At 70.0% G+C, this 17,478-nt stretch carries 18 protein-coding genes; 6 read left to right on the top strand and 12 right to left on the bottom strand.

Features of this window, described 5'->3' with window-relative positions; genetic code table 11:
- Positions 1–19 precede the first annotated feature (19 nt).
- Positions 20–1,696 (bottom strand): ABC transporter substrate-binding protein, encoded by a 1,677-nt coding sequence (locus tag JOE67_RS11400; RefSeq protein WP_204975674.1) that lies wholly within the window; start codon positions 1,694–1,696, stop codon positions 20–22.
- Positions 1,697–1,859: 163 nt separating this feature from the next.
- Here JOE67_RS11400 and JOE67_RS11395 point away from each other — a divergent pair, with 163 nt between their 5' ends.
- From JOE67_RS11395 to JOE67_RS11380, 4 genes are all read left to right on the top strand, one after another.
- The gene (locus JOE67_RS11395) at positions 1,860–3,086 is read left to right on the top strand and encodes an LCP family protein (protein ID WP_204975673.1); all 1,227 of its coding nucleotides are present in this window, start codon (positions 1,860–1,862) and stop codon (positions 3,084–3,086) included.
- A gap of 23 nt (positions 3,087–3,109) precedes the next feature.
- Positions 3,110–3,979 carry a spermidine synthase gene (locus JOE67_RS11390; RefSeq protein WP_204975672.1) on the top strand — a complete coding sequence of 290 codons (870 nt, stop codon included), beginning with the start codon at positions 3,110–3,112 and terminating at the stop codon, positions 3,977–3,979.
- 109 nt (positions 3,980–4,088) lie between these two features.
- Positions 4,089–4,619 (top strand): hypothetical protein, encoded by a 531-nt coding sequence (locus JOE67_RS11385; RefSeq protein ID WP_204975671.1) that lies wholly within the window; start codon positions 4,089–4,091, stop codon positions 4,617–4,619.
- A 58-nt stretch (positions 4,620–4,677) separates the two neighbouring features.
- Positions 4,678–5,166 (top strand): SprT-like domain-containing protein, encoded by a 489-nt coding sequence (locus JOE67_RS11380; RefSeq protein ID WP_204975670.1) that lies wholly within the window; start codon positions 4,678–4,680, stop codon positions 5,164–5,166.
- 33 nt (positions 5,167–5,199) lie between these two features.
- On the opposite strand, the gene JOE67_RS11375 is transcribed toward JOE67_RS11380, so the two are convergent.
- The 9 genes from JOE67_RS11375 to JOE67_RS11335 form a co-directional block, all read right to left on the bottom strand.
- On the bottom strand, positions 5,200–5,574 hold the full coding sequence (locus JOE67_RS11375) for a DUF3054 domain-containing protein (protein WP_204975669.1): 375 nt from the start codon (positions 5,572–5,574) through the stop codon (positions 5,200–5,202).
- A 250-nt stretch (positions 5,575–5,824) separates the two neighbouring features.
- Complete coding sequence (locus JOE67_RS11370) at positions 5,825–6,502, bottom strand: 2-phosphosulfolactate phosphatase (RefSeq protein ID WP_204975668.1); 678 nt, start codon at positions 6,500–6,502, stop codon at positions 5,825–5,827.
- A gap of 139 nt (positions 6,503–6,641) precedes the next feature.
- Complete coding sequence (locus JOE67_RS11365; RefSeq protein WP_420827646.1) at positions 6,642–8,111, bottom strand: ABC transporter permease; 1,470 nt, start codon at positions 8,109–8,111, stop codon at positions 6,642–6,644.
- Positions 8,108–8,869: an ABC transporter ATP-binding protein gene (locus tag JOE67_RS11360; RefSeq protein WP_204975667.1), complete on the bottom strand. Its 762-nt coding sequence runs from the start codon at positions 8,867–8,869 to the stop codon at positions 8,108–8,110. Before JOE67_RS11360 ends, JOE67_RS11365 begins: the two co-directional genes overlap by 4 nt.
- Before the next feature lie 200 nt (positions 8,870–9,069).
- On the bottom strand, positions 9,070–9,705 hold the full coding sequence (locus JOE67_RS11355; RefSeq protein ID WP_204975666.1) for a response regulator: 636 nt from the start codon (positions 9,703–9,705) through the stop codon (positions 9,070–9,072).
- 28 nt (positions 9,706–9,733) lie between these two features.
- Positions 9,734–10,951: a sensor histidine kinase gene (locus JOE67_RS11350; protein WP_338041587.1), complete on the bottom strand. Its 1,218-nt coding sequence runs from the start codon at positions 10,949–10,951 to the stop codon at positions 9,734–9,736.
- 71 nt (positions 10,952–11,022) lie between these two features.
- On the bottom strand, positions 11,023–11,814 hold the full coding sequence (locus tag JOE67_RS11345) for a class I SAM-dependent methyltransferase (RefSeq protein WP_204975665.1): 792 nt from the start codon (positions 11,812–11,814) through the stop codon (positions 11,023–11,025).
- Between the two features lie 128 nt (positions 11,815–11,942).
- Positions 11,943–13,067, bottom strand: coding sequence for an AMP-binding protein (locus JOE67_RS11340; RefSeq protein ID WP_204975664.1), 1,125 nt, complete (start codon positions 13,065–13,067; stop codon positions 11,943–11,945).
- Positions 13,068–13,150: 83 nt separating this feature from the next.
- On the bottom strand, positions 13,151–14,062 hold the full coding sequence (locus tag JOE67_RS11335; protein WP_204975663.1) for a 1,4-dihydroxy-2-naphthoyl-CoA synthase: 912 nt from the start codon (positions 14,060–14,062) through the stop codon (positions 13,151–13,153).
- A 44-nt stretch (positions 14,063–14,106) separates the two neighbouring features.
- Here JOE67_RS11335 and JOE67_RS11330 point away from each other — a divergent pair, with 44 nt between their 5' ends.
- Positions 14,107–14,805 carry a peptidylprolyl isomerase gene (locus JOE67_RS11330; RefSeq protein ID WP_204975662.1) on the top strand — a complete coding sequence of 233 codons (699 nt, stop codon included), beginning with the start codon at positions 14,107–14,109 and terminating at the stop codon, positions 14,803–14,805.
- A gap of 232 nt (positions 14,806–15,037) precedes the next feature.
- Here JOE67_RS11330 and JOE67_RS11325 read toward each other — a convergent pair whose 3' ends face one another.
- On the bottom strand, positions 15,038–15,994 hold the full coding sequence (locus JOE67_RS11325; protein ID WP_204975661.1) for a permease prefix domain 1-containing protein: 957 nt from the start codon (positions 15,992–15,994) through the stop codon (positions 15,038–15,040).
- 1 nt (position 15,995) lies between these two features.
- Positions 15,996–16,331 (bottom strand): PadR family transcriptional regulator, encoded by a 336-nt coding sequence (locus JOE67_RS11320; RefSeq protein WP_204975660.1) that lies wholly within the window; start codon positions 16,329–16,331, stop codon positions 15,996–15,998.
- Positions 16,332–16,409: 78 nt separating this feature from the next.
- Here JOE67_RS11320 and JOE67_RS11315 point away from each other — a divergent pair, with 78 nt between their 5' ends.
- Positions 16,410–17,429 carry a GNAT family N-acetyltransferase gene (locus JOE67_RS11315; RefSeq protein WP_204975659.1) on the top strand — a complete coding sequence of 340 codons (1,020 nt, stop codon included), beginning with the start codon at positions 16,410–16,412 and terminating at the stop codon, positions 17,427–17,429.
- The last annotated feature ends 49 nt before the right edge of the window (positions 17,430–17,478 follow it).

Raw genomic sequence — 17,478 nt, 5'->3', positions numbered from 1 at the left:
CGGGCGCCGCAGCGGTGCCTTACTTGGTGAGGACGATCTCCGAGAAGACCTCGTCGTTCACCGGGCTCGCCGGGTAGCTCTTCACGCGCTCGTCGAACGCGAGCGTGGGAGCCGGGTGGGCGAGCGGGACACCGGGGATGAACTCGGCGACTTCCTCGTTGATCTTCTCGTACGCCGCAGTCTGCTCCTCGATGTTCGAGATGCCGCGGGCGTCGGTGAGCGCCTTGAAGAGCTCGGGGTTGTCGAAGCCCCACTCAGCGCTCTTGGTGCCGAAGAACACGCCGACGAAGTTGTCGGTGTCGTTGTAGTCGCCGGTCCAGCCCAGCAGGTGGATGCCGTGGTCGGAGCCCGAGGTGATCTTCTCGAGGTAGTCCGGGCTCCAGGCATCGGTCTGCGGGTTGACCTTCACGCCGACCTCTTCGAGCTGCTTCGCCAGCACGGTGAAGATCTGCTCGGGGTCCGGCATGTACGGACGCGAGACGTTGACCGGGTAGTTGAAGGTCAGCGTCAGCGGCTTGTCGGCCGTGTAGCCGGCCTCTTCGAGCAGCGACTTCGCCTTGGCGGGGTCGTAGTCGTAGGTCGTGACGTCCTTGTTGTAGCCGTTGACCACCGGCGGCACGAACTGCGTGGCCTTCTCGGTGCCCTCGGGCAGGACCTGCTTGATCAGCGCGTCCTTGTCGACGGCGTACGAGAGAGCCTGACGGACCTTGACGTCCTTCAGCTCGGCGACGGCCTGGTTGAAGGCGAGGTACAGGATGGTGAACGGCGGACGCGACACCATGTTGAACCCCTTCTCCTCGAGGGCCTTGGTGTCGGCGGGGCCGACCAGGTCGTAGCCGTCGATGTCGCCGGCCTCGAGGGCCTGGCGGCGAGCGGTCGGGTCGCCGATGACGCGGAAGACGATCTCCTCGATCTGGCCCTTCTCACCCCAGTACCCGTCGTACGACTTCAGAGTGACGTCCTCACCCGGGGCCCAGTCCTCGAACTGGAACGGGCCGGTGCCGACCGGGTGTCCCTTGGCGTACTCCGAGAGCACGGGAGCCTCAGCGGTGCCGCCGACCTCGTCGGCCTTGAACTCCTCGAGCGCCGAGGGGCTCTGCATGCTGAACGCGGGCAGCGAGAGCGAGGCGACGAAGCCGGCGAACGGCTTGTTCAGCTCGATCGTGACCTTGTCGTCGCCATCGGGCGTGCACGACTTGTACACGGCGTCGGCCGCGTTGCTCTTGTAGCCGTGGAACAGCTTGTTGTAGTAGTAGCCGAGCGCTTCGGAGGCGAGCAGTCCCTCCCAGTTGAACCAGCGCTCGAAGTTGAAGCAGACAGCCTCGGCGTTGAACGGGGTGCCGTCGTGGAACTTCACACCGGTCTTCAGGTTGAAGGTGTGGCTCATGCCGTCTTCCGACGACTCCCACGACTCGGCGAGCAGCGGTGCGGGGTCGGCGGTGCCGGCCTTGGTGCCGACGAGGCCCTCGAAGATCTGGCGCGACACGCGGAAGGTCTCGCCGTCCTGTGCGAGCGCAGGGTCAAGACCCTGCGGGTCGGACGAAGCGGCGAAGACGAAGGTGCTGTCGACGTCGTCAGACGTCTCGGAGCCGTTGCCTTCTTCGCGCTGGCTGGCGACGCAGCCGGTCAGCAGCATCGCTGCGACCGCGGTGCCGGCGGCGAGAGCGAGCCCTCGCCTACGGGTGCTGTGGAGCATGGTGTGCCTCTCTGTGGAATGCTTCATCGCATGGACCGGATGCACCGTCGCATCCGCACATGATGAGTCGACGCTACTCAGCGGCTGCGCAGAAATCCAAACTTGCCGTGTTGCGATCCGGTATCGGGTCGCCTCACCGGTGGCGGCTGTAGGGTCGGATGCCATGAGGCGCTCCCCTGTCGCTCAGCACGCCCCGCATCGCACCCCATCTGCCTGGGGTTCCGCCCTGCGGATGCTCGGCATCGGCGCCGCCGTGATCGCGGTCTCCGCCCTCGGGATCGGAGGGTTCATCGCCGCCGACCTCGCGCTGCGCGTCAGCGACGGCGCGGTCGATCTTGAGGGCGCCCCCGAGGTGGCTCCCCCCTCTCTGGGCGCCTACCCCGGCGAGTTCGCGATCCTGCTGGTGGGCACCGACGAATGCGGCGCGGTGTCGAAGCAGAAGCTCGGCGAGCGCTGCGTCCGCGAAGAGGGCATCCGCAACGACGTCAATCTGCTCGTGCACGTGTCGGAGGAACCCCGCAAGGTGAGCGTCGTCTCCCTGCCGCGCGACCTCATGCTCGAGGTCCCCGACTGCACACGTGAAGACGGCTCCGTGGCATCCGGATCGTCGAAGGCGCCCATCAACTCCGTCTTCGAACGCGCGGGGCTCTCGTGCGTGGCGAAGTCGGTCGGCGAGCTGAGCGGCATCGACATCGGATTCGCCGCCAAGCTCAGCTTCGACGGCGTGATGAAGATCACCGACGCGATCGGCGGAGTCGAGATCTGCATCGGCGGCACCGGCATCCGCGACAGGCACACCGGCATCAACTGGGACCCAGGACCCCGCACCGTGTCGGGCTACGAGGCGCTGCAGTTCATCCGCGTGCGCAAGGGCATCGGCGACGGCAGCGACCTCGCCCGCATCTCGAACCAGCAGCAGTACATGTCTCGTCTAGCCAAGACCATCCTCAGCAGCGAGACGCTCACCGACCCCGGAAAGGTGCTGCGCCTCGCGAACGTCGTGGCCGACAACGTCGACCCCAGCAAAGAGCTCGCGAACCCCGTGCGGCTCGCGCAGCTCGCCCTCGCGCTGAAGGACGTGCCCTTCGACGAGTTCAAGTTCCTGCAGCTGCCGACGCTGGAAGATCCGGACGACGACGATCGCGTGATCGTCAACGAAGAGGCCGCGGCGCCGATGTGGGAGGCGATCCGCACCGGCGAGTCGATGCAGATCACGGGCAAGGCCAGCAATCACGGCGGCGTGGTGGCGGAAGAGACCCCGACGCCGTCTGCACCGCCCTCCGACGCACCCTCGCCTGCGCCGTCCGCGTCTCAGGGCGTCGTGCTGTCGGACCAGATCAGCGGGATCGATCTGAACCAGCAGACCTGCTCGGGCGGCAAGCGGCGCTGAGCCCGCGCGGATAACCTCGAGGGATGGGACGAGCACGCGCGCGGGATGCCGCGAATCCGCAGGCGCGGCTCGATCACGGCGGCATCGCCGAGGTCGCGCCCAGTGAGTTCACCCACGGCTTCGAGCTCATCGTCGACGGCACACCGCAGTCGCACGTCGACCTCGACGACCCCACCCACCTGCACTTCGAGTACATCGTGCGGATGGGTGCGGTGATCGACCAGCTCGGATCATCGGCATCCGCCCCGCTCAGCGTCGTGCATCTCGGCGCAGGCGCGATGACGATCCCCCGGTACATCGAGAAGACCCGGCCCGGCTCGCGTCAGCAGGTGATCGAGCTGGAGGGTCCGCTGGTCGCGCTCGTGCGCGAGCATCTTCCCCTTCCGCGGTCGGCCTCGATCCGCGTCCGCATCGGCGACGCGCGGGAAGGTCTTCGGCGCCTGCCGCCGGCGCTCCGCGGGCAGTGCGACCTCATCGTCTCCGACGTGTTCTCGGGTGCGCAGACGCCCGCGCACCTCACGAGCCTCGAGTTCTACCGGGAGATCGCCGAGCTGCTGGCCCCCACCGGCGTGCTGCTGGTGAATGTCGCCGACGGCCCCGGCCTCGCCTTCGCAAGGCGGCAGGTCGCGACAGCGATGAGCGTGTTCGACGAGGTGGCGCTTCTCGCCGACACCCAGGTGCTGAAGGGGCGCCGCTTCGGCAACCTGGTGCTCGCCGCCTCGCGCACGGCCCTGCCGACGGAATGGCTTCCGCGGCTGCTGGCCGCAGGCCCGCATCCGGCCAAGATCGCGCAGGATGCCGAGGTCGCCGCGTTCGCGAAGGGCGCGGCGGTCGTCACGGACGCGGACGCCGTTGCGTCCCCCCGCCCTGACGCGAGCATCTTCCTGCGCTGACGCGACGTCATCTCAGCACCTCGGTTGCCGGGTTGCAGGGCGTGCCTCGACCGGTTCTCAGGTGAGCGAGGCAGACTGGGACGACGGTCGCGGAGAGGAGTCAGCAGTCGTGAATTTGATCCAGGGTTACGACCCCGACACCCTTCGTGAACTGGTGGATCCGCGGGAGTGCCTGACACGTCTCGCTGAGATCGAGAACCAGCGCAGCCTGCCGGTGCTGCTGGAGCGCGTGTGGCTGCTGAAGGTGCTCGACCGGCTCGATGAGGCGCTCGACCTGGCCGATGAGACGGTGCGTCAGGCCCGCATGGCCGGCACCCGCAAAGACCTGCTGCGCGCCCGCGTTCTGCACGCGACCGTGCTGCAGAACCGCGGTGCGCACGCCGCCGCGGCGCAGGAGCTCGCCACCTGCGCGAACGAGGCCGAGGGTCAGGGCTGGGCGGGGATCGCCGCATTCGCACACCAGCACCACGGCAAGAACGCCTACGAGGCACGTGACTTCGAGCAGGCGCGCGAGAGCTTCAAGCGCTCGCTGTTCCTGCGTCGTGCAGCAGGTGCCGACGACTCGGATCTCGAGAAGGCGCTGCGCGCCATCGAGGCGGCCGAACGTCGCAGCGTCGCCACGGCCGACATGCTCGTCTGAGCGCGTCATGGCGCCGCAATCAGGCGCCGGTGTCCGCGAGGGGTCTTACTCTGATCACATGGCCGATCTGGTTCGCGTCCGCGTCTGGGGTGAAGCGCTGATTCGCATGCACCTCGACGAGTCGTGGTCATTCGAGTTCGACAACGCGAAGCGCCGTGCGGGGCTCTGCGACTATCAGCGCAAGCGCATCTCGGTCTCGCGCTATCTCGCCGCGCGCTTCGACGACGACGAGATCCATCAGACTCTGCTGCACGAGGTCGCGCACGCCCTCGCCGGTCACGAGGCCGGCCACGGGCCGGGGTGGAAGCGCATCGCCCGCTCGCTCGGCTACGTGGGCGGCACCACGCATGACGGCGAGACGGCGGTAGAACTCGCCCCGTGGATCGGGCGGTGCCCATCGGGGCATGTCGCCTACCGTCACCGCCGCCCCGCACGCGAGACGTCGTGCGCGAAGTGCTCGCGGCGCTTCGACCGCCGGTTCCTCTTCGAGTGGCACCGACGCGAGATCACCGCGGCCGACCGTCTCGCGGCTCAGCTTCCTCGCTGAGCGCACTGCGCGGCGCAGCGGCGTGGCTGCGACTCAGTCGGCGTCGCGCGGAGCCCGATAGCGGCGCACGAGCAGGGCGATCAGACGCCAGCCCAGCAGCATCGCCGCCAGCACCAGCGAGGCGACGATGATGAACGGGGTCTCGGCGGTGTCACCCGAGGCGATGCGCAGCAGCATCCCGCCGCCGACCGCCACGATCCACACGACCAGCCCCCAGCCGAGCGACCACGGCCGTCGAGGGCGGGCGGGCACCAGCGCGGCAAGGGCGTGGCCGACGACCAGAGCGACGAGGAACGGCCATGCCGTCAGCAGGAAGCCGAGGGGATCCTCGTCATGCGATGTGCGGCCGATGACCGCGAAGATCAGCACGAACACGGCGTCGACGATGACCGCGGGCAGGTACCTCATGCTCCGACCCTATGTCTGCTTCCAAGCCGCACCGCGCCGGAAACGCCAGACGAAACCGAACGGCCACGGCGCGCCGGCCCACGACACGCCGCACCCGCACCCGCACCCGCACCCGCACCGAACCGTCCGGCATCCCCCGCATCCGGATGCCCCGCCGGAACCACCAGACCAAACCGAACGCCCACGGCGCGCCGGCGGGCAGACACGCCGCGCCCGCACCGAACCGTTCGAGGCTTCCGACGCGCGGAGGTCAGTTGAAGCGCTCGAAGACGCCCAGGAGCAACTCGGGCACGGCGTCGACGGCATCCAGCTCTGCTGCTTCGGCGGTCGTCGAGGGCCGCACGCCGGCGGCTTCCATGCGGGCGGTCGATGCCACGCCCTCGACGAGCTCGCGACCCGAGCCGCTGCCGATGAGCATGTGGCGGAGTCCTGGGCGCAGAGCACGGAAGGCCTCTGCGGCCGCAGCCGCCTCTGGCGAGGAGTGATCGATGCCGAGGTCGCACAGCGCGTCGATGATGGCGCCGGCGCCCAGCTGATCCTCGACAGCGAAGCGCAGCTCGCCGGTGGGTCCGAGCTCGCCCGCGGCGATGATCGAGACCGAGGCGCGCGTGCCCTGCCGTTCCTGCAGAGTCATCACCGCGCGCGCGACGGCCGCGGCATTGCGGATGCCGCCGATCAGCACGGTCGAGGGAGCGCGCCCGACACCTGGCGCCGAAGCGGCGGCGGCGACCGCGGCGCCGTTCGTCGACCACAGCACCGCCTCCTCGAGCGGGATGCGCCGACCTGCGGCGACCGCGTCGGCCAGCGTCGAAGAGAAGCGCAGCACGTCGACGGCGACGACGATGTCGGCGGGCGCGAGACGGGCCAGGCCGTCCGTCCCCCATTCGAAGCGCACCTGGTACGAGGACTGGTCGAACGGCGAAGGCATCCGAACAGCATATTGCCCCGTCGCGCACGCCCCGCCGAGCCCCCGCGCGCATCGCCGAGGCCCCGTGCTGCCGGGTGCAGACAGCGCGGGGCCTGGGCGATGCGACACCCTCCCGGCAGAACCGAGCAGCAGCGCCGCCTCAGTCGGCGGCGAGTGCCTCGACCGGGGCGACCCGCGTCGCGAGACGTGTGGGCGTGACCGCGGCGACCACGGTGAGGAGCGCCGTCGCCGCGACGATCGCGACCACCGGCATCCACGGCACCGCCGGGTAGACGAGGCCTGCGGGCTCGAAGTCGGGAAGCACAGGCACCGATCCGAGCAGCGACTGCGCCGCGATCCACCCGTAGGCGACGCCGAGCACGAGGCCCGTCAGGGTCGCGGCGACCGTGATGTGAACCGCCTCGAGCAGCACCATGCGGCGCACCTGCGCCGAGGTCAGCCCGATCGCGCGCAGCAGGCCGAGTTCCCGGCGACGCTGCACGACGCCGATGGTCAGCAGGTTGACCAGGCCCACCGCCGCGATCACGGCGGACACCGCCACCAGCACCATCATGATGCTCGCGAAGGCGTCCATCGGGGCGAAGAAGTCGTCGACGAACTCGCCCTCGCTCTGCCTCATCATCAGGGCCTTCGCCGACTCCATCGCGACCGCGAACATCGTCACGAGGGCGACGCCCATCACGACGCCGATCGCCATGCGACTCGAGCGCTCGGGGTAGCGCAGCGCGTTCTCGGCGGCGAGACGCGCGGTCGCTCCGCTGCCGAAGAGCCGCCCGACCAGACGCAGCACCGGCGGCATGAACAGCGGCGACGCGGTGGCGAGACCGGTGAACGAGAACAGTCCGCCGAAGAAGGCGACGACCACGCCGAGCGGGCTGATCAGGCCGAGCATCACGCCCGCGACGAGCAGCGCGACGCCGACGACGATGAGCACCAGCGCGCCGATGTGCTTGCCGCGCCGACCGGCCTCGTCGTCGTGCGTGCGCTCGACCGATCCGCCGAGCGCCTGCAGCGGCGTGACCGCCAGCACCCGGCGCGAGCCGATCCACGCCGCGAGCCAGGTTGTCAGCGCGACGCCGACCACCGGGAACAGCACCCCCGGCTGCACGAGCGTGAACGTCTCGGGCGTCCGCCCCAGCAGCGAGTCGCCCACCAGCATCCCGACCGCGGCGAAGCCGAGCCCCGCGAACAGGCCGATGCCCGCGCCGATCACCCCGACGACGAAGCCCTGGCCTGTCACCTCCGCGCGCTGGGAGCGAGCGGATGCCCCGATCAGCCGCATCAGCGCGATGCGCCTCGTGCGCCCCGCGATGATCGTCGAGAACGTGTTCGCAGTGACGATGGCGGCCACGTACATCGCGACGGCGACGAGCAGCACCGACAGGATCATCACGACGAGCGCGAGCATCTCGCTGTCGCCGATGAAGGGGTCGGACTGCAGCATGCCTCCGATGTACGCGGTCACCTCGACGAGGATCACGCCGAACGCGGCGGCGAGGGCCGAGACGAGCACACTCGCCCCCATCCCCCGCTCGCGCAGCCAGCCGAGCCGCGGCCCCCGCGGACGGCTCAGCTCGAGGCGCGAGACGGTCGCAGCCGGCGCGCTCATGCCGCCACCTCGGCGGCGAGCATGTGCGCGGCGATCTGCTCTGCACTCTGCTTGGGGTGGTCTGCGGTGATGCGGCCGTCGCCGAGGAACAGCACGCGGTCGGCATGGCTCGCGGCGATCGCATCATGGGTGACCATCGCGATCGACTGCCCGTGCTCGCGGCTCGCGGTCGCGAGCAGCTCGAGCACCTCGCGTCCGCTGCGGGAGTCGAGGTTGCCGGTCGGCTCGTCGGCGAACACGAGATCGGGCGCCGTGGCGAGTGCGCGGGCGATGGCGACGCGCTGCTGCTGCCCGCCCGAGAGCTCGTGCGGGCGGTGCGTGAGCCGGGATGCCAGACCCAGTCGCTCGACGAGCGAGTCGATGCGTGCACGTTCGATGGCCGTCGGCTGGCGTCCGTCGAGCTCGAACGGCAGCAGGATGTTGCCGATCGCGTCGAGAGTCGGCACGAGGTTGAACGCCTGGAAGATGAAGCCGACGCGGCGGCGGCGCAGGATCGTCATCTCGAGGTCGTCGAGGCCGGTGATCTCGGTGTCGCCGATCCACGCGCGCCCCTCCGTGGGTGCGTCGAGACCCGCCATGATGTGCATGAGGGTCGACTTGCCCGAACCGGACGGTCCCATGATCGCGGTGAACTGGCCGCGGCGGATGCCCACGCTGACATCGTCGAGGGCGCGGACGCCGGCGGCACCGGCTCCGTAGGTCTTGGTGAGGTGCTGGACGCGTGCGGCGAGGCCGAGGTCCGAGGTCGTGATCTCCATGACTTCGACGCTATGTGCGGCCCTGAGACCCGCACATCGGCCTGGGGATGGCATCCGCGTACATCGCGAGGATGACCCCTGGACTCGGTCAGTGTGACGTCCGGCACGGATGCCGGCTCAGATCACCTCTGTGGGTGGTTTCGGCCGTTCGCGGCGGCATCCGTGCGGCGTCATAGCGGAGGCGGACCGGGTACGGCAGGTCAGGCCAGGCCGTGCTCGAAGGCGAAGACGACCAGTTGCACGCGGTCACGCAGGCGCAGCTTCGTGAGGATGCGGCTGATATGCGTCTTCACGGTCGCCTCGCTGAGGAACTCGCGCGCCGCGATCTCGCTGTTCGACAGTCCCCGCGCGGCCAGCGCGAAGATCTCGCGCTCGCGATCGGTGAGGTCGGCGTACTCGGCGGGCACCGGCTTGGTCTCGGCGGTGAAGTGCGCGAACAGCTCGCGGGTGGCGGATGCGGCGATCACGCTCGACCCCGAATCGACCGTCCGGATCGCGGCGAGCAGGAACTCGGGATCGGCGTCCTTCAGCAGGAAGCCGCTGGCGCCCTGCTGGATCGCCCGCGCTGCAGCCTCGTCGAGATCGAAGGTCGTGAGCATGACGACGCGCGGCGGGTCGGGCTGCGCGAGCACCTCGGCGGTCGCCGTCAGGCCGTCCATGACGGGCATCCGGATGTCCATCAGCACGACGTCGGGACGCGTGCGGCCGATGACTTCCAGCGCCTCTCTGCCGTCGCCGGCTTCGCCGACGACATCCATGTCCGGCTGCGACGAGACGAGCATGCGCACACCCGCACGGAACAGCGACTGGTCGTCGACGAGCACGACCCTGATCATCCTGACCTCCTGGTCGTCTTCGGCCCGCTCAGTTCGCCGAGGGGCCGATCGGAAGCGTAGCGCGCACCGTGAACCAGTTCGGCTCATGTTGCACTGTGAGCGCTCCACCGACCAGCTGCGCACGCTCGCGCATTCCGATGAGCCCGTGCCCACCGTGAGCCGCTTGCGGCGCCCCCGGAGCGGACGGGGCGGCCGGCGCCGGGACGCGGTTGCGCACCGTGATGTCGACGCGCTCTGCCCACCACGACAGGTGCACGTCGACGTCGCCCTCGCCGTGACGGATGGCGTTGGTCAGCGCCTCCTGCAGGATCCGGTAGACGGCGAGCTGAATGGCGCCGGGCGGGTCGGCCTGCGGCATCGGGTCGACGGTCACCCGTGGCTCGACTCCCGCCTGGCGCACCTGCGAGAACAGCGCCTCGAGGTCGGCGAGCGTGGGCTGCGGGCCGTCGCCCTGGCGATGACGCAACTGGGTCAGCAGCATCCGCACATCCGACAGCGCAGAGCGGGCGGTCTGCGCGATCGTCACCAGCGCCTCCTGCGCGAGCTCGGGTCTCGCCGCCGCAGCGTAACGGGCGCCGTCCGACTGCGCGATGACGACGGCGAGGGAATGCGCGACGATGTCGTGCATGTCGCGGGCGATGCGCACGCGCTCCTGCTCTTCGGCCGCCATCGTCTCGGCGCGCAGCTGCGCCTCTCGGGTGACCCGGCTCTGCCGCACCACCCGCCAGAGCAGACCCGCACCCCACGCCATGGCGAGCGACAGCACGATGGTGAGCCCCATCGTGACGCTGAGCAGCACGAGCCGCATCTCGATCGGGGCGGGAGCCGCCACCGCGTTGACGTCGTACTGCAGCAGACCGATGTACAGGCCGCCGAGTACGCCGCCGCCCACCGCCGAGGCGCCGCCCAGCCACAGCATCCGCTTCGTGCCCCACGCCGATGTCGCGAACAGCACGCCGAAGATCGCGACATCGATCGGAAGCGGCGGCAGACCGCCGCCCATCTGCAGAAGCGCACCGGTCCAGGCGAGGATCAGGGCGATCGGGGGCGAGAGCCGGCTGATCGCCGCGGCCCCCCAGACCAGCAGAGAGGCCACGACGAGCACGGTGGTCGCCGAGATATCGGGCAGCCAGAAGCTCAGCTGGCCGGAGCTGAAGGTCATCGAGAGCGGAACGGTGATCAGCAGCCCGAAGACGGCACCGATGATGTCGAGCACGAGCCAGGGTGCGGGGATGCGGCGGATCACCCCTTCACGCTACGGGAGCCGACGGCACCCCCGCGTCCGTCTGGAGATGTATCCGGCGGATCAGGCCGGACTCACGCGCGGCAGAGGATCTCGCCGTGGGGCACGAGGTACCAGCCGTCGCCGTCGGACGCCCAGGCGCGCCACGCATCGCTGATCTGCTGCAGCTGCGACCGGGTCGCGAGCCCCTCGCGCTCGAGCTGCACCGCGAGCGCGGACTGCAGGATGCGGTCTGCCCACATCCCGCCCCACCACTCGCGCTCGGCCGGGGTGGCGTAGCACCAGGTCGAGGCGGTGGCGGTGATGTCGCTGAAGCCTGCGGCTCGCGCCCACTGCAGCAGGCGGCGCCCCGCGTCGGGCTCTCCGCCGTTCAGTCGCGCGGCCTCGCGATACAGTCTCAGCCATTCATCGAGTTCGGGCAGCAGCGGAAACCAGATGAATCCGGCGTAGTCGGCATCGCGGGCGGCGACGATACCGCCCGGCTTCGCGACACGGCGCATCTCGCGCAGCGCCTGCACCGGGTCGCCCACGTGCTGCAGCACCTGGTGCGCGTGCACGATGTCGAAGGTGTCGTCGGCGAAGCCCAGCGCGTGCACGTCTTCGACCGAGAAGTCGATGTTCGCGATGCCGCGCTCAGAGGCCAGCGCGCGCGAGAGGCCGAGGGCGCCGTCGGAGATCTCGGTCGCCGTGACGCGACCCACCCGGCTCGCGAAGTCGACCGTGATCGTGCCTGGCCCCGCCCCGATGTCGAGCAGGTGCGCGCCGGCCGACAGGTGCGGTGCGAGGTAGGCGGCCGAATTGTCGACGGTGCGGGTGTTGTGCGATCGCAGCACCGAATCGTGGTGCCCATGCGTGTAGACGGCCATGTGGTCAGTCTTGCATCACTGAGACGTTCACAACTCAGGACGTCCGGGGCAGGAGCGGCAACCTACCGGGAGCGGAGGGCCGTCGCGGGCTGATTCTCCTGAGTTGTGAGCAGGCCGGGAACGGGCCGTCAGTCGCGGGCCATCCGCCGCAGGGTCTCTCGATCCGGTTTGCCGGATGCCAGGGTGGGCAGCTCGGGAACGACATCGAGCTGCGAAGGACGCGCGTGGGGACCGATCTCGGCGGCGACCAGCGCTCGGGCCTCTTCGAACATCGCCTCGACGTCGCCTGCGCCGGCCTCGAGCACGATCACGGATGTCTCGCCCCAGCGATCGTCGCGCATGCCGACGACCACGGCCCGCTCCAGACCGGGGATGCTGCGCACCACCCTCTCGACCCGATCGAGCGACACGTTGATGCCACCCGAGATGATCACATTGTCGATGCGGCCGGTGATGTCGAGGCGCCCGTCGGGGGCCACCGTGCCCGCGTCGCCGGTGCGGTACCAGCGAGTGCCGTCGTCACGAGTCTGGAAGACCTGGGCGGTGAGCGCGGAGTCGCCGAGGTAGCCGTCGGCGAGCATCGGCCCGCTGATGCGCACCTCGCCGTCGACCTCGGCCAGGTGCACCCCGTCGAGCGGGATGCCGTCGTACACGCACCCGCCGGCGGTCTCGCTCGATCCGTAGGTGCGCACGATCCGCACCCCCACCTCCGCCGCGCGGTCGCGTAACCGCGCGGGCAGCGCCTGACCGCCGATGAGGATCGCCCGGTACGAGGTCAGGGCGTCGCGCACATCCGCTCGCGACTCCGCTGCATCGAGCATCGTGGCGAGCTGCGCCGGAACGAACGAGGTGAACCGGTCGGCGTCGGCGCGCAGCGCTGCGGTCGCCCGCACGAAGGCATCCGCCGTGAACCGCCCATCGAGAAGCACCGGCTCGGCACCGGCGAGAAGCGAGCGCCCGAGCACTTGGACGCCGGCGATGTACGCGGCGGGCAGTGCCAGCATCCACTGCCCGAAGCCGATCCGCGCGGCTGTCGCCTCGGCGCTCGACCGCAGGGCCGCGGCACTGAGCACGACGCGCTTCGGGATGCCGCTCGACCCGGAGGTCGCGATGACCACGGCTGTGCCGTCGGGCACGACCTCGGCGGGCGCGGGGTCGAAGCCGAGCGCGAGCGGATGCTCTCCGTCGAGGGCGGCGGGAAGGGCATCCCGAACCGCGGCGGCATCGCCGCCGTCGATCGGATGCAGCCTCACGACCCCGCCTCCCCGACGCTCCGGGTCGGGGTTCGAACGGCACGGCGAGGCGACCGCGGCACGGACTCAGCGGAGCACATCGGTCAGAAGTGGTACGGGAACGGCGACCAGTCGGGGTCGCGCTTCTGCAGGAACGAGTCGCGTCCCTCGACGGCCTCGTCTGTGCCGTAGGCGAGCCGCGTGGCCTCGCCGGCGAACACCTGCTGGCCGACCATGCCGTCATCGACGGCGTTGAAGGCGAACTTCAGCATGCGGATGGCGGTGGGCGACTTCGTCAGCACGGTCCGCGCCATCGCCAGCGCCTCGCGCTCGAGCTCGGCGTGCGGCACGACGCGATTGACGGCGCCCATCTCGTATGCGCGCTGAGCCGAGTACTCCTCGGCGAGGAAGAACACCTCGCGGGCGATCTTCTGCCCCGTCTGGCGGGCCATGTACGCAGAGCCGTAACCGGCGTCGAAGCTGCCGACGTCGGCATCCGTCTGCTTGAAGCGGCCGTGCTCGGCACTCGCGATCGTCAGATCGCACACCACGTGCAGCGAGTGCCCGCCGCCGGCCGCCCCTCCGGGGACGACCGCGATGACGACCTTGGGCATGAACCGGATCAGGCGCTGCACCTCGAGGATGTGCAGCCGTCCCGCGCGGGCCGTGTCGTGCACCTCGGTCGTCGACTCGCTGTACTTGTAGCCGTCACGGCCGCGGATGCGCTGGTCGCCGCCCGAGCAGAACGCCCAGCCGCCGTCCTTCGGGCTCGGCCCGTTGCCGGTGAGCAGGACGGCGCCGATGCGCGGATCCTGGCGGGCGATGTCGAGCGCCCTGTACAGCTCGTCGACCGTGTGCGGACGGAACGCGTTGCGCACCTCGGGACGGTCGAACGCGATGCGCGCGACGCCGCCGTCTCGCGACACGTGCGCGGTGATGTCGGTGTAGTCCTCGGCGCCGGGCGCGAGGGTCCACTCGGACGGGTCGAAGATGTCGGAGACGAAATCAGCGGTCACGGCTCTCAGCCTATTCCGCGACCGCGCTCGCGTACGATCGTGGCGTGCTTCTCTCACCCCGCCTCCGCCGCTCCCTGCTCGCCCTCACCGCCGCTGCCGCGCTCGCCCTGACGGGCTGCGCCTCGGCTCCGGATGCCGCAGAGCCGGGCTCATCGGCGCCTGCGCCGTCGTCGACGGCGACCGAGGCATCCGGAACCTGCTCGTACCCGGCCGACGGTCGTCCTTCGGAGAAGAAGGTCGAGGTTCCCGCTGAGGAGCCGGTCGAGACCGCCGAGGTTCCCGTCACCGTCACCACGGGTGTCGGGGCTCTGAAGGTCACGCTCGATGCGGCGAAGACGCCGTGCACCGTGAACAGCTTCCTCTCGCTCGCCGAGCAGGGCTACTTCGACGGCACCACCTGCCACCGGCTCACCACAGACGGCATCTTCGTGCTGCAGTGCGGCGACCCGAGCGCCACCGGATCGGGAGGCCCCGGATACTCGTTCGCCGACGAGCTCGACGGCTCCGAGACCTACGAGGCCGGCACGCTCGCGATGGCGAACGCCGGACCCGACACGAACGGCTCGCAGTTCTTCGTCGTCTACGCCGACAGCCAGCTGCCGCCGAACTACACCGTGTTCGGGCACCTCGATGAGAAGTCCACCGCGATCGTCGCCGACGTCGCGGCAGCCGGCACCGAGAGCGGCGGGCCCGACGGCGCACCGAAGACCCCGGTCATGATCGAGAGCGTCACGAAGGGCTGACGCTCGCCCGCCGGGCCTTCGCCGCTGTGCACGCTTCTCGCCTCCGGCTCTGCGTTCGCCGCCGGCCCCAACGCCGAAACCTGCACTTTCCGCCGAGACCTGCGGTTGCTACTGCAGGTCTCGGCGGTATGTGCAGGTTTCGGCGGTCGCGGCGGGGCGGCCGCGGCGGGGCGGCCGCGGAGGGCGGTCGCGGCGGGTGCCGGGCAGGAGCCCGCGGGCAGGGGGCGCGGGGTCAGACGGCGAGCCGGGAGCGCGCGGCCTTGCGCCAGCCGTCGACCATGTCGCCGACAGTGATGCCGACGATCGCGATGCTGCTCAGCACAGCCAGCACGGTGACCGCGTCGCCGCCGACGCCGTTGGCGACGAACACCTCGTCGACGAAGCGCGGGTTGAACAGCACGCCGCGCCCGAGCGCTGTGAGCCCGAGGCTCATCACGCACACCGCGATGGCGGCGTTGATCCACGCGAGCGTCATCGTCCATCGACCACGGGCGAACACGGCGAGGGCGAGGCCAGCCTCGACGACCAGCAGGGCGATCAGCGCTCCGATTCCCCACGGCCACAGGGCGGGATTGAGGATCGACATGGGCGCATCGTCGGAGGGCAGCCAGCCGCGCAGCTGATCCCACAGCAGCAGACCCGCGAACAGCGCGAGCATCACCAGAGAGGCGATGAGGTCGGCGCGGGCGGTGCCCGAGTGCGACTCCTCAGGCAGCTGGTCGACGCTCCATCGTGCGCCGGTGTCAGCACCGGTGCGCTCCAGGACGAAGAAGACCAGGGTCGTCCAGAACGACACGTGCACGATCACCGACAGCCCGATGGCGATCGACTCGCCGATGACCACTCCGATGTTCGCGCCGCTCAGCGCCTGGGCGATCGCGACGCCGCCGATCGCGCACGCCGGTACGACGGCGAGCAGGATCTTCAGCAGCCGCCACCAGGTGAGGTAGTACTTCGGCCCGATCAGGTGCAGCGGTCGGTCAGCGTAGCCCGCGGCGAGCACGCCGGGGTCACCCAGCTCGGTCAGCACCGCGCGCTCGGCATGCTCGAGCGGTTCGCCGTTCTCGGTGCGCGCGTCGACGGCATCCGCGATCGAGGCTCGGAGCTCGTCTCGCACCTCGGTCTGCAGCGCCTCGGGCAGGCTCCGAACGGTCGCCGTGATGTAGCGATCGGTCAATGTGGCGGTCATGTCAGTTCTCCTCTTCGCGGAGCGCGGCGGTCGCGGCGGCGATGGCTGCGACCTCCTGAGTCAACGTGGTGGCGAGGCGGATGCCCGCCTCGGAGGTGCGGTAGAACTTGCGGGGTCTCGCCTCGTCGGTGTTCCACTCGCTCTCGAGATAGCCCTGCTTCTCGAGGCGACGCAGCAGCGGGTAGAGCGTGTTCGCGTCGGTCGGAAATCCGGCGGATGCCAACTGCTCCAGCAGCCCGTACCCGTAGCCGGGCGTGCGCAGCAGCTGCAGGCTGGCGAGCACGATGGTGCCGCGCCGCAGCTCCTGCAGGTGTCCGTCGAACTCTGTCTCGTCCATGCGCATCACTATATTGTGCGATGCACAGCATTGTCAATGACACATTGCCGTGCGTCAGGTCGCGCTTAGTCTGGGGCGATGAGTTACGCCGTGCAGATCCGCCGCGTCGACCCTTTCGACATCGCTGAGCACGACCTGTGGTGGTGGGCGTACGCCGAGGCGAAGCGTACGGACATGGGCGAGAACGCGCTCATCTGGACCCTGGAGGAGAGCCGCGCCGAGATGCAGCAGCGCTCGGCCACCACCGAGCGCCGCACCTACGTCGCCGTGCACGGCGGCTCGGTGGTCGGCGGCGGATCCCTCGCACTCCCACTCAAAGACAACCAGCATTCGGCAGCCGTCGGCGTCACTGTCCCGCCCGCGCACCGCCGGCAGGGCGTCGGCACGGCACTGCTCGCCCACATCGAGGCCGAGGCCGCGGCATCCGGACGCACGACGCTGCGTGCTGAGACGGCATGGCCCGCATCCGCACCGGACGCCGGCGCAGGCGAGCCCGGAATCGAGTTCGCTCGCACCCACGGTTACGCACTCGCGCTCGGCGACGTGCAGAACCGTCTCACCCTGCCCGTCGACCCGGCCGCGATAGACGCACTGTCGGCCCAGGCCCCCGCGCCCGGATACGACATCCGCAGCTGGATCGGCCCAGTGCCCGACGAGCTCGTCGCCGAGTGGGCGGCACTCGACGCCATTCTCGACACCGAGGCGCCGACCGGCGAGCTCGATATCGAGGCCGCATCGGCCGACGTCGAGGACTACCGCGCCGACGAGGCGATGCAGGCGGCCCAGGGGCGCACGTCGTTCGGCACCGTGGCGCTCGCCGCCAACGGCCGCATCGCGGCATACACGCAGATCGTGGTCTCGAGCGACGACGGCAACGCCTACCAGTGGGGCACCCTGGTACGGCGAGAAGACCGCGGGCACCGGCTCGGCATGCGCATCAAGCTGGAGAACCTGCGGATGCTGCAGCGACACTCGCCCGAGACCCCGCGCATCTACACCTACAACGCCGAGTCGAACGAGCACATGCTGGCCGTCAACGCCCGGCTCGGGTTCGAGGCCACCGGCCGACTCGGCGAACTGCAGAAGCGGCTCGGCTGACGCGGTCGCCGCGTTCATAACTCCGGAGAAATCGCGCCGGTCGGCGCGC

It is taken from the genome of Microbacterium esteraromaticum (assembly GCF_016907315.1).
Taxonomy (GTDB): Bacteria; Actinomycetota; Actinomycetes; order Actinomycetales; family Microbacteriaceae; genus Microbacterium; species Microbacterium esteraromaticum.
The sequence above is the reverse complement of the archived record's forward strand: the minus strand, read 5'-3'. Positions and strand labels throughout refer to the sequence as shown.

Excerpts from the sequence above, each read along its gene's own strand:
- JOE67_RS11400 (WP_204975674.1), bottom strand. The coding sequence starts at position 1,696 with ATGCTCCACAGCACCCGTAGGCGAGGGCTCGCTCTCGCCGCCGGCACC.
- JOE67_RS11395 (WP_204975673.1), top strand. The coding sequence starts at position 1,860 with ATGAGGCGCTCCCCTGTCGCTCAGCACGCCCCGCATCGCACCCCATCT.
- JOE67_RS11390 (WP_204975672.1), top strand. The coding sequence starts at position 3,110 with ATGGGACGAGCACGCGCGCGGGATGCCGCGAATCCGCAGGCGCGGCTC.
- JOE67_RS11380 (WP_204975670.1), top strand. The coding sequence starts at position 4,678 with ATGGCCGATCTGGTTCGCGTCCGCGTCTGGGGTGAAGCGCTGATTCGC.
- JOE67_RS11375 (WP_204975669.1), bottom strand. The coding sequence starts at position 5,574 with ATGAGGTACCTGCCCGCGGTCATCGTCGACGCCGTGTTCGTGCTGATC.
- JOE67_RS11370 (WP_204975668.1), bottom strand. The coding sequence starts at position 6,502 with ATGCCTTCGCCGTTCGACCAGTCCTCGTACCAGGTGCGCTTCGAATGG.
- JOE67_RS11365 (WP_420827646.1), bottom strand. The coding sequence starts at position 8,111 with ATGAGCGCGCCGGCTGCGACCGTCTCGCGCCTCGAGCTGAGCCGTCCG.
- JOE67_RS11360 (WP_204975667.1), bottom strand. The coding sequence starts at position 8,869 with ATGGAGATCACGACCTCGGACCTCGGCCTCGCCGCACGCGTCCAGCAC.
- JOE67_RS11355 (WP_204975666.1), bottom strand. The coding sequence starts at position 9,705 with ATGATCAGGGTCGTGCTCGTCGACGACCAGTCGCTGTTCCGTGCGGGT.
- JOE67_RS11345 (WP_204975665.1), bottom strand. The coding sequence starts at position 11,814 with ATGGCCGTCTACACGCATGGGCACCACGATTCGGTGCTGCGATCGCAC.
- JOE67_RS11325 (WP_204975661.1), bottom strand. The coding sequence starts at position 15,994 with ATGACCGCCACATTGACCGATCGCTACATCACGGCGACCGTTCGGAGC.
- JOE67_RS11320 (WP_204975660.1), bottom strand. The coding sequence starts at position 16,331 with ATGGACGAGACAGAGTTCGACGGACACCTGCAGGAGCTGCGGCGCGGC.
- JOE67_RS11315 (WP_204975659.1), top strand. The coding sequence starts at position 16,410 with ATGAGTTACGCCGTGCAGATCCGCCGCGTCGACCCTTTCGACATCGCT.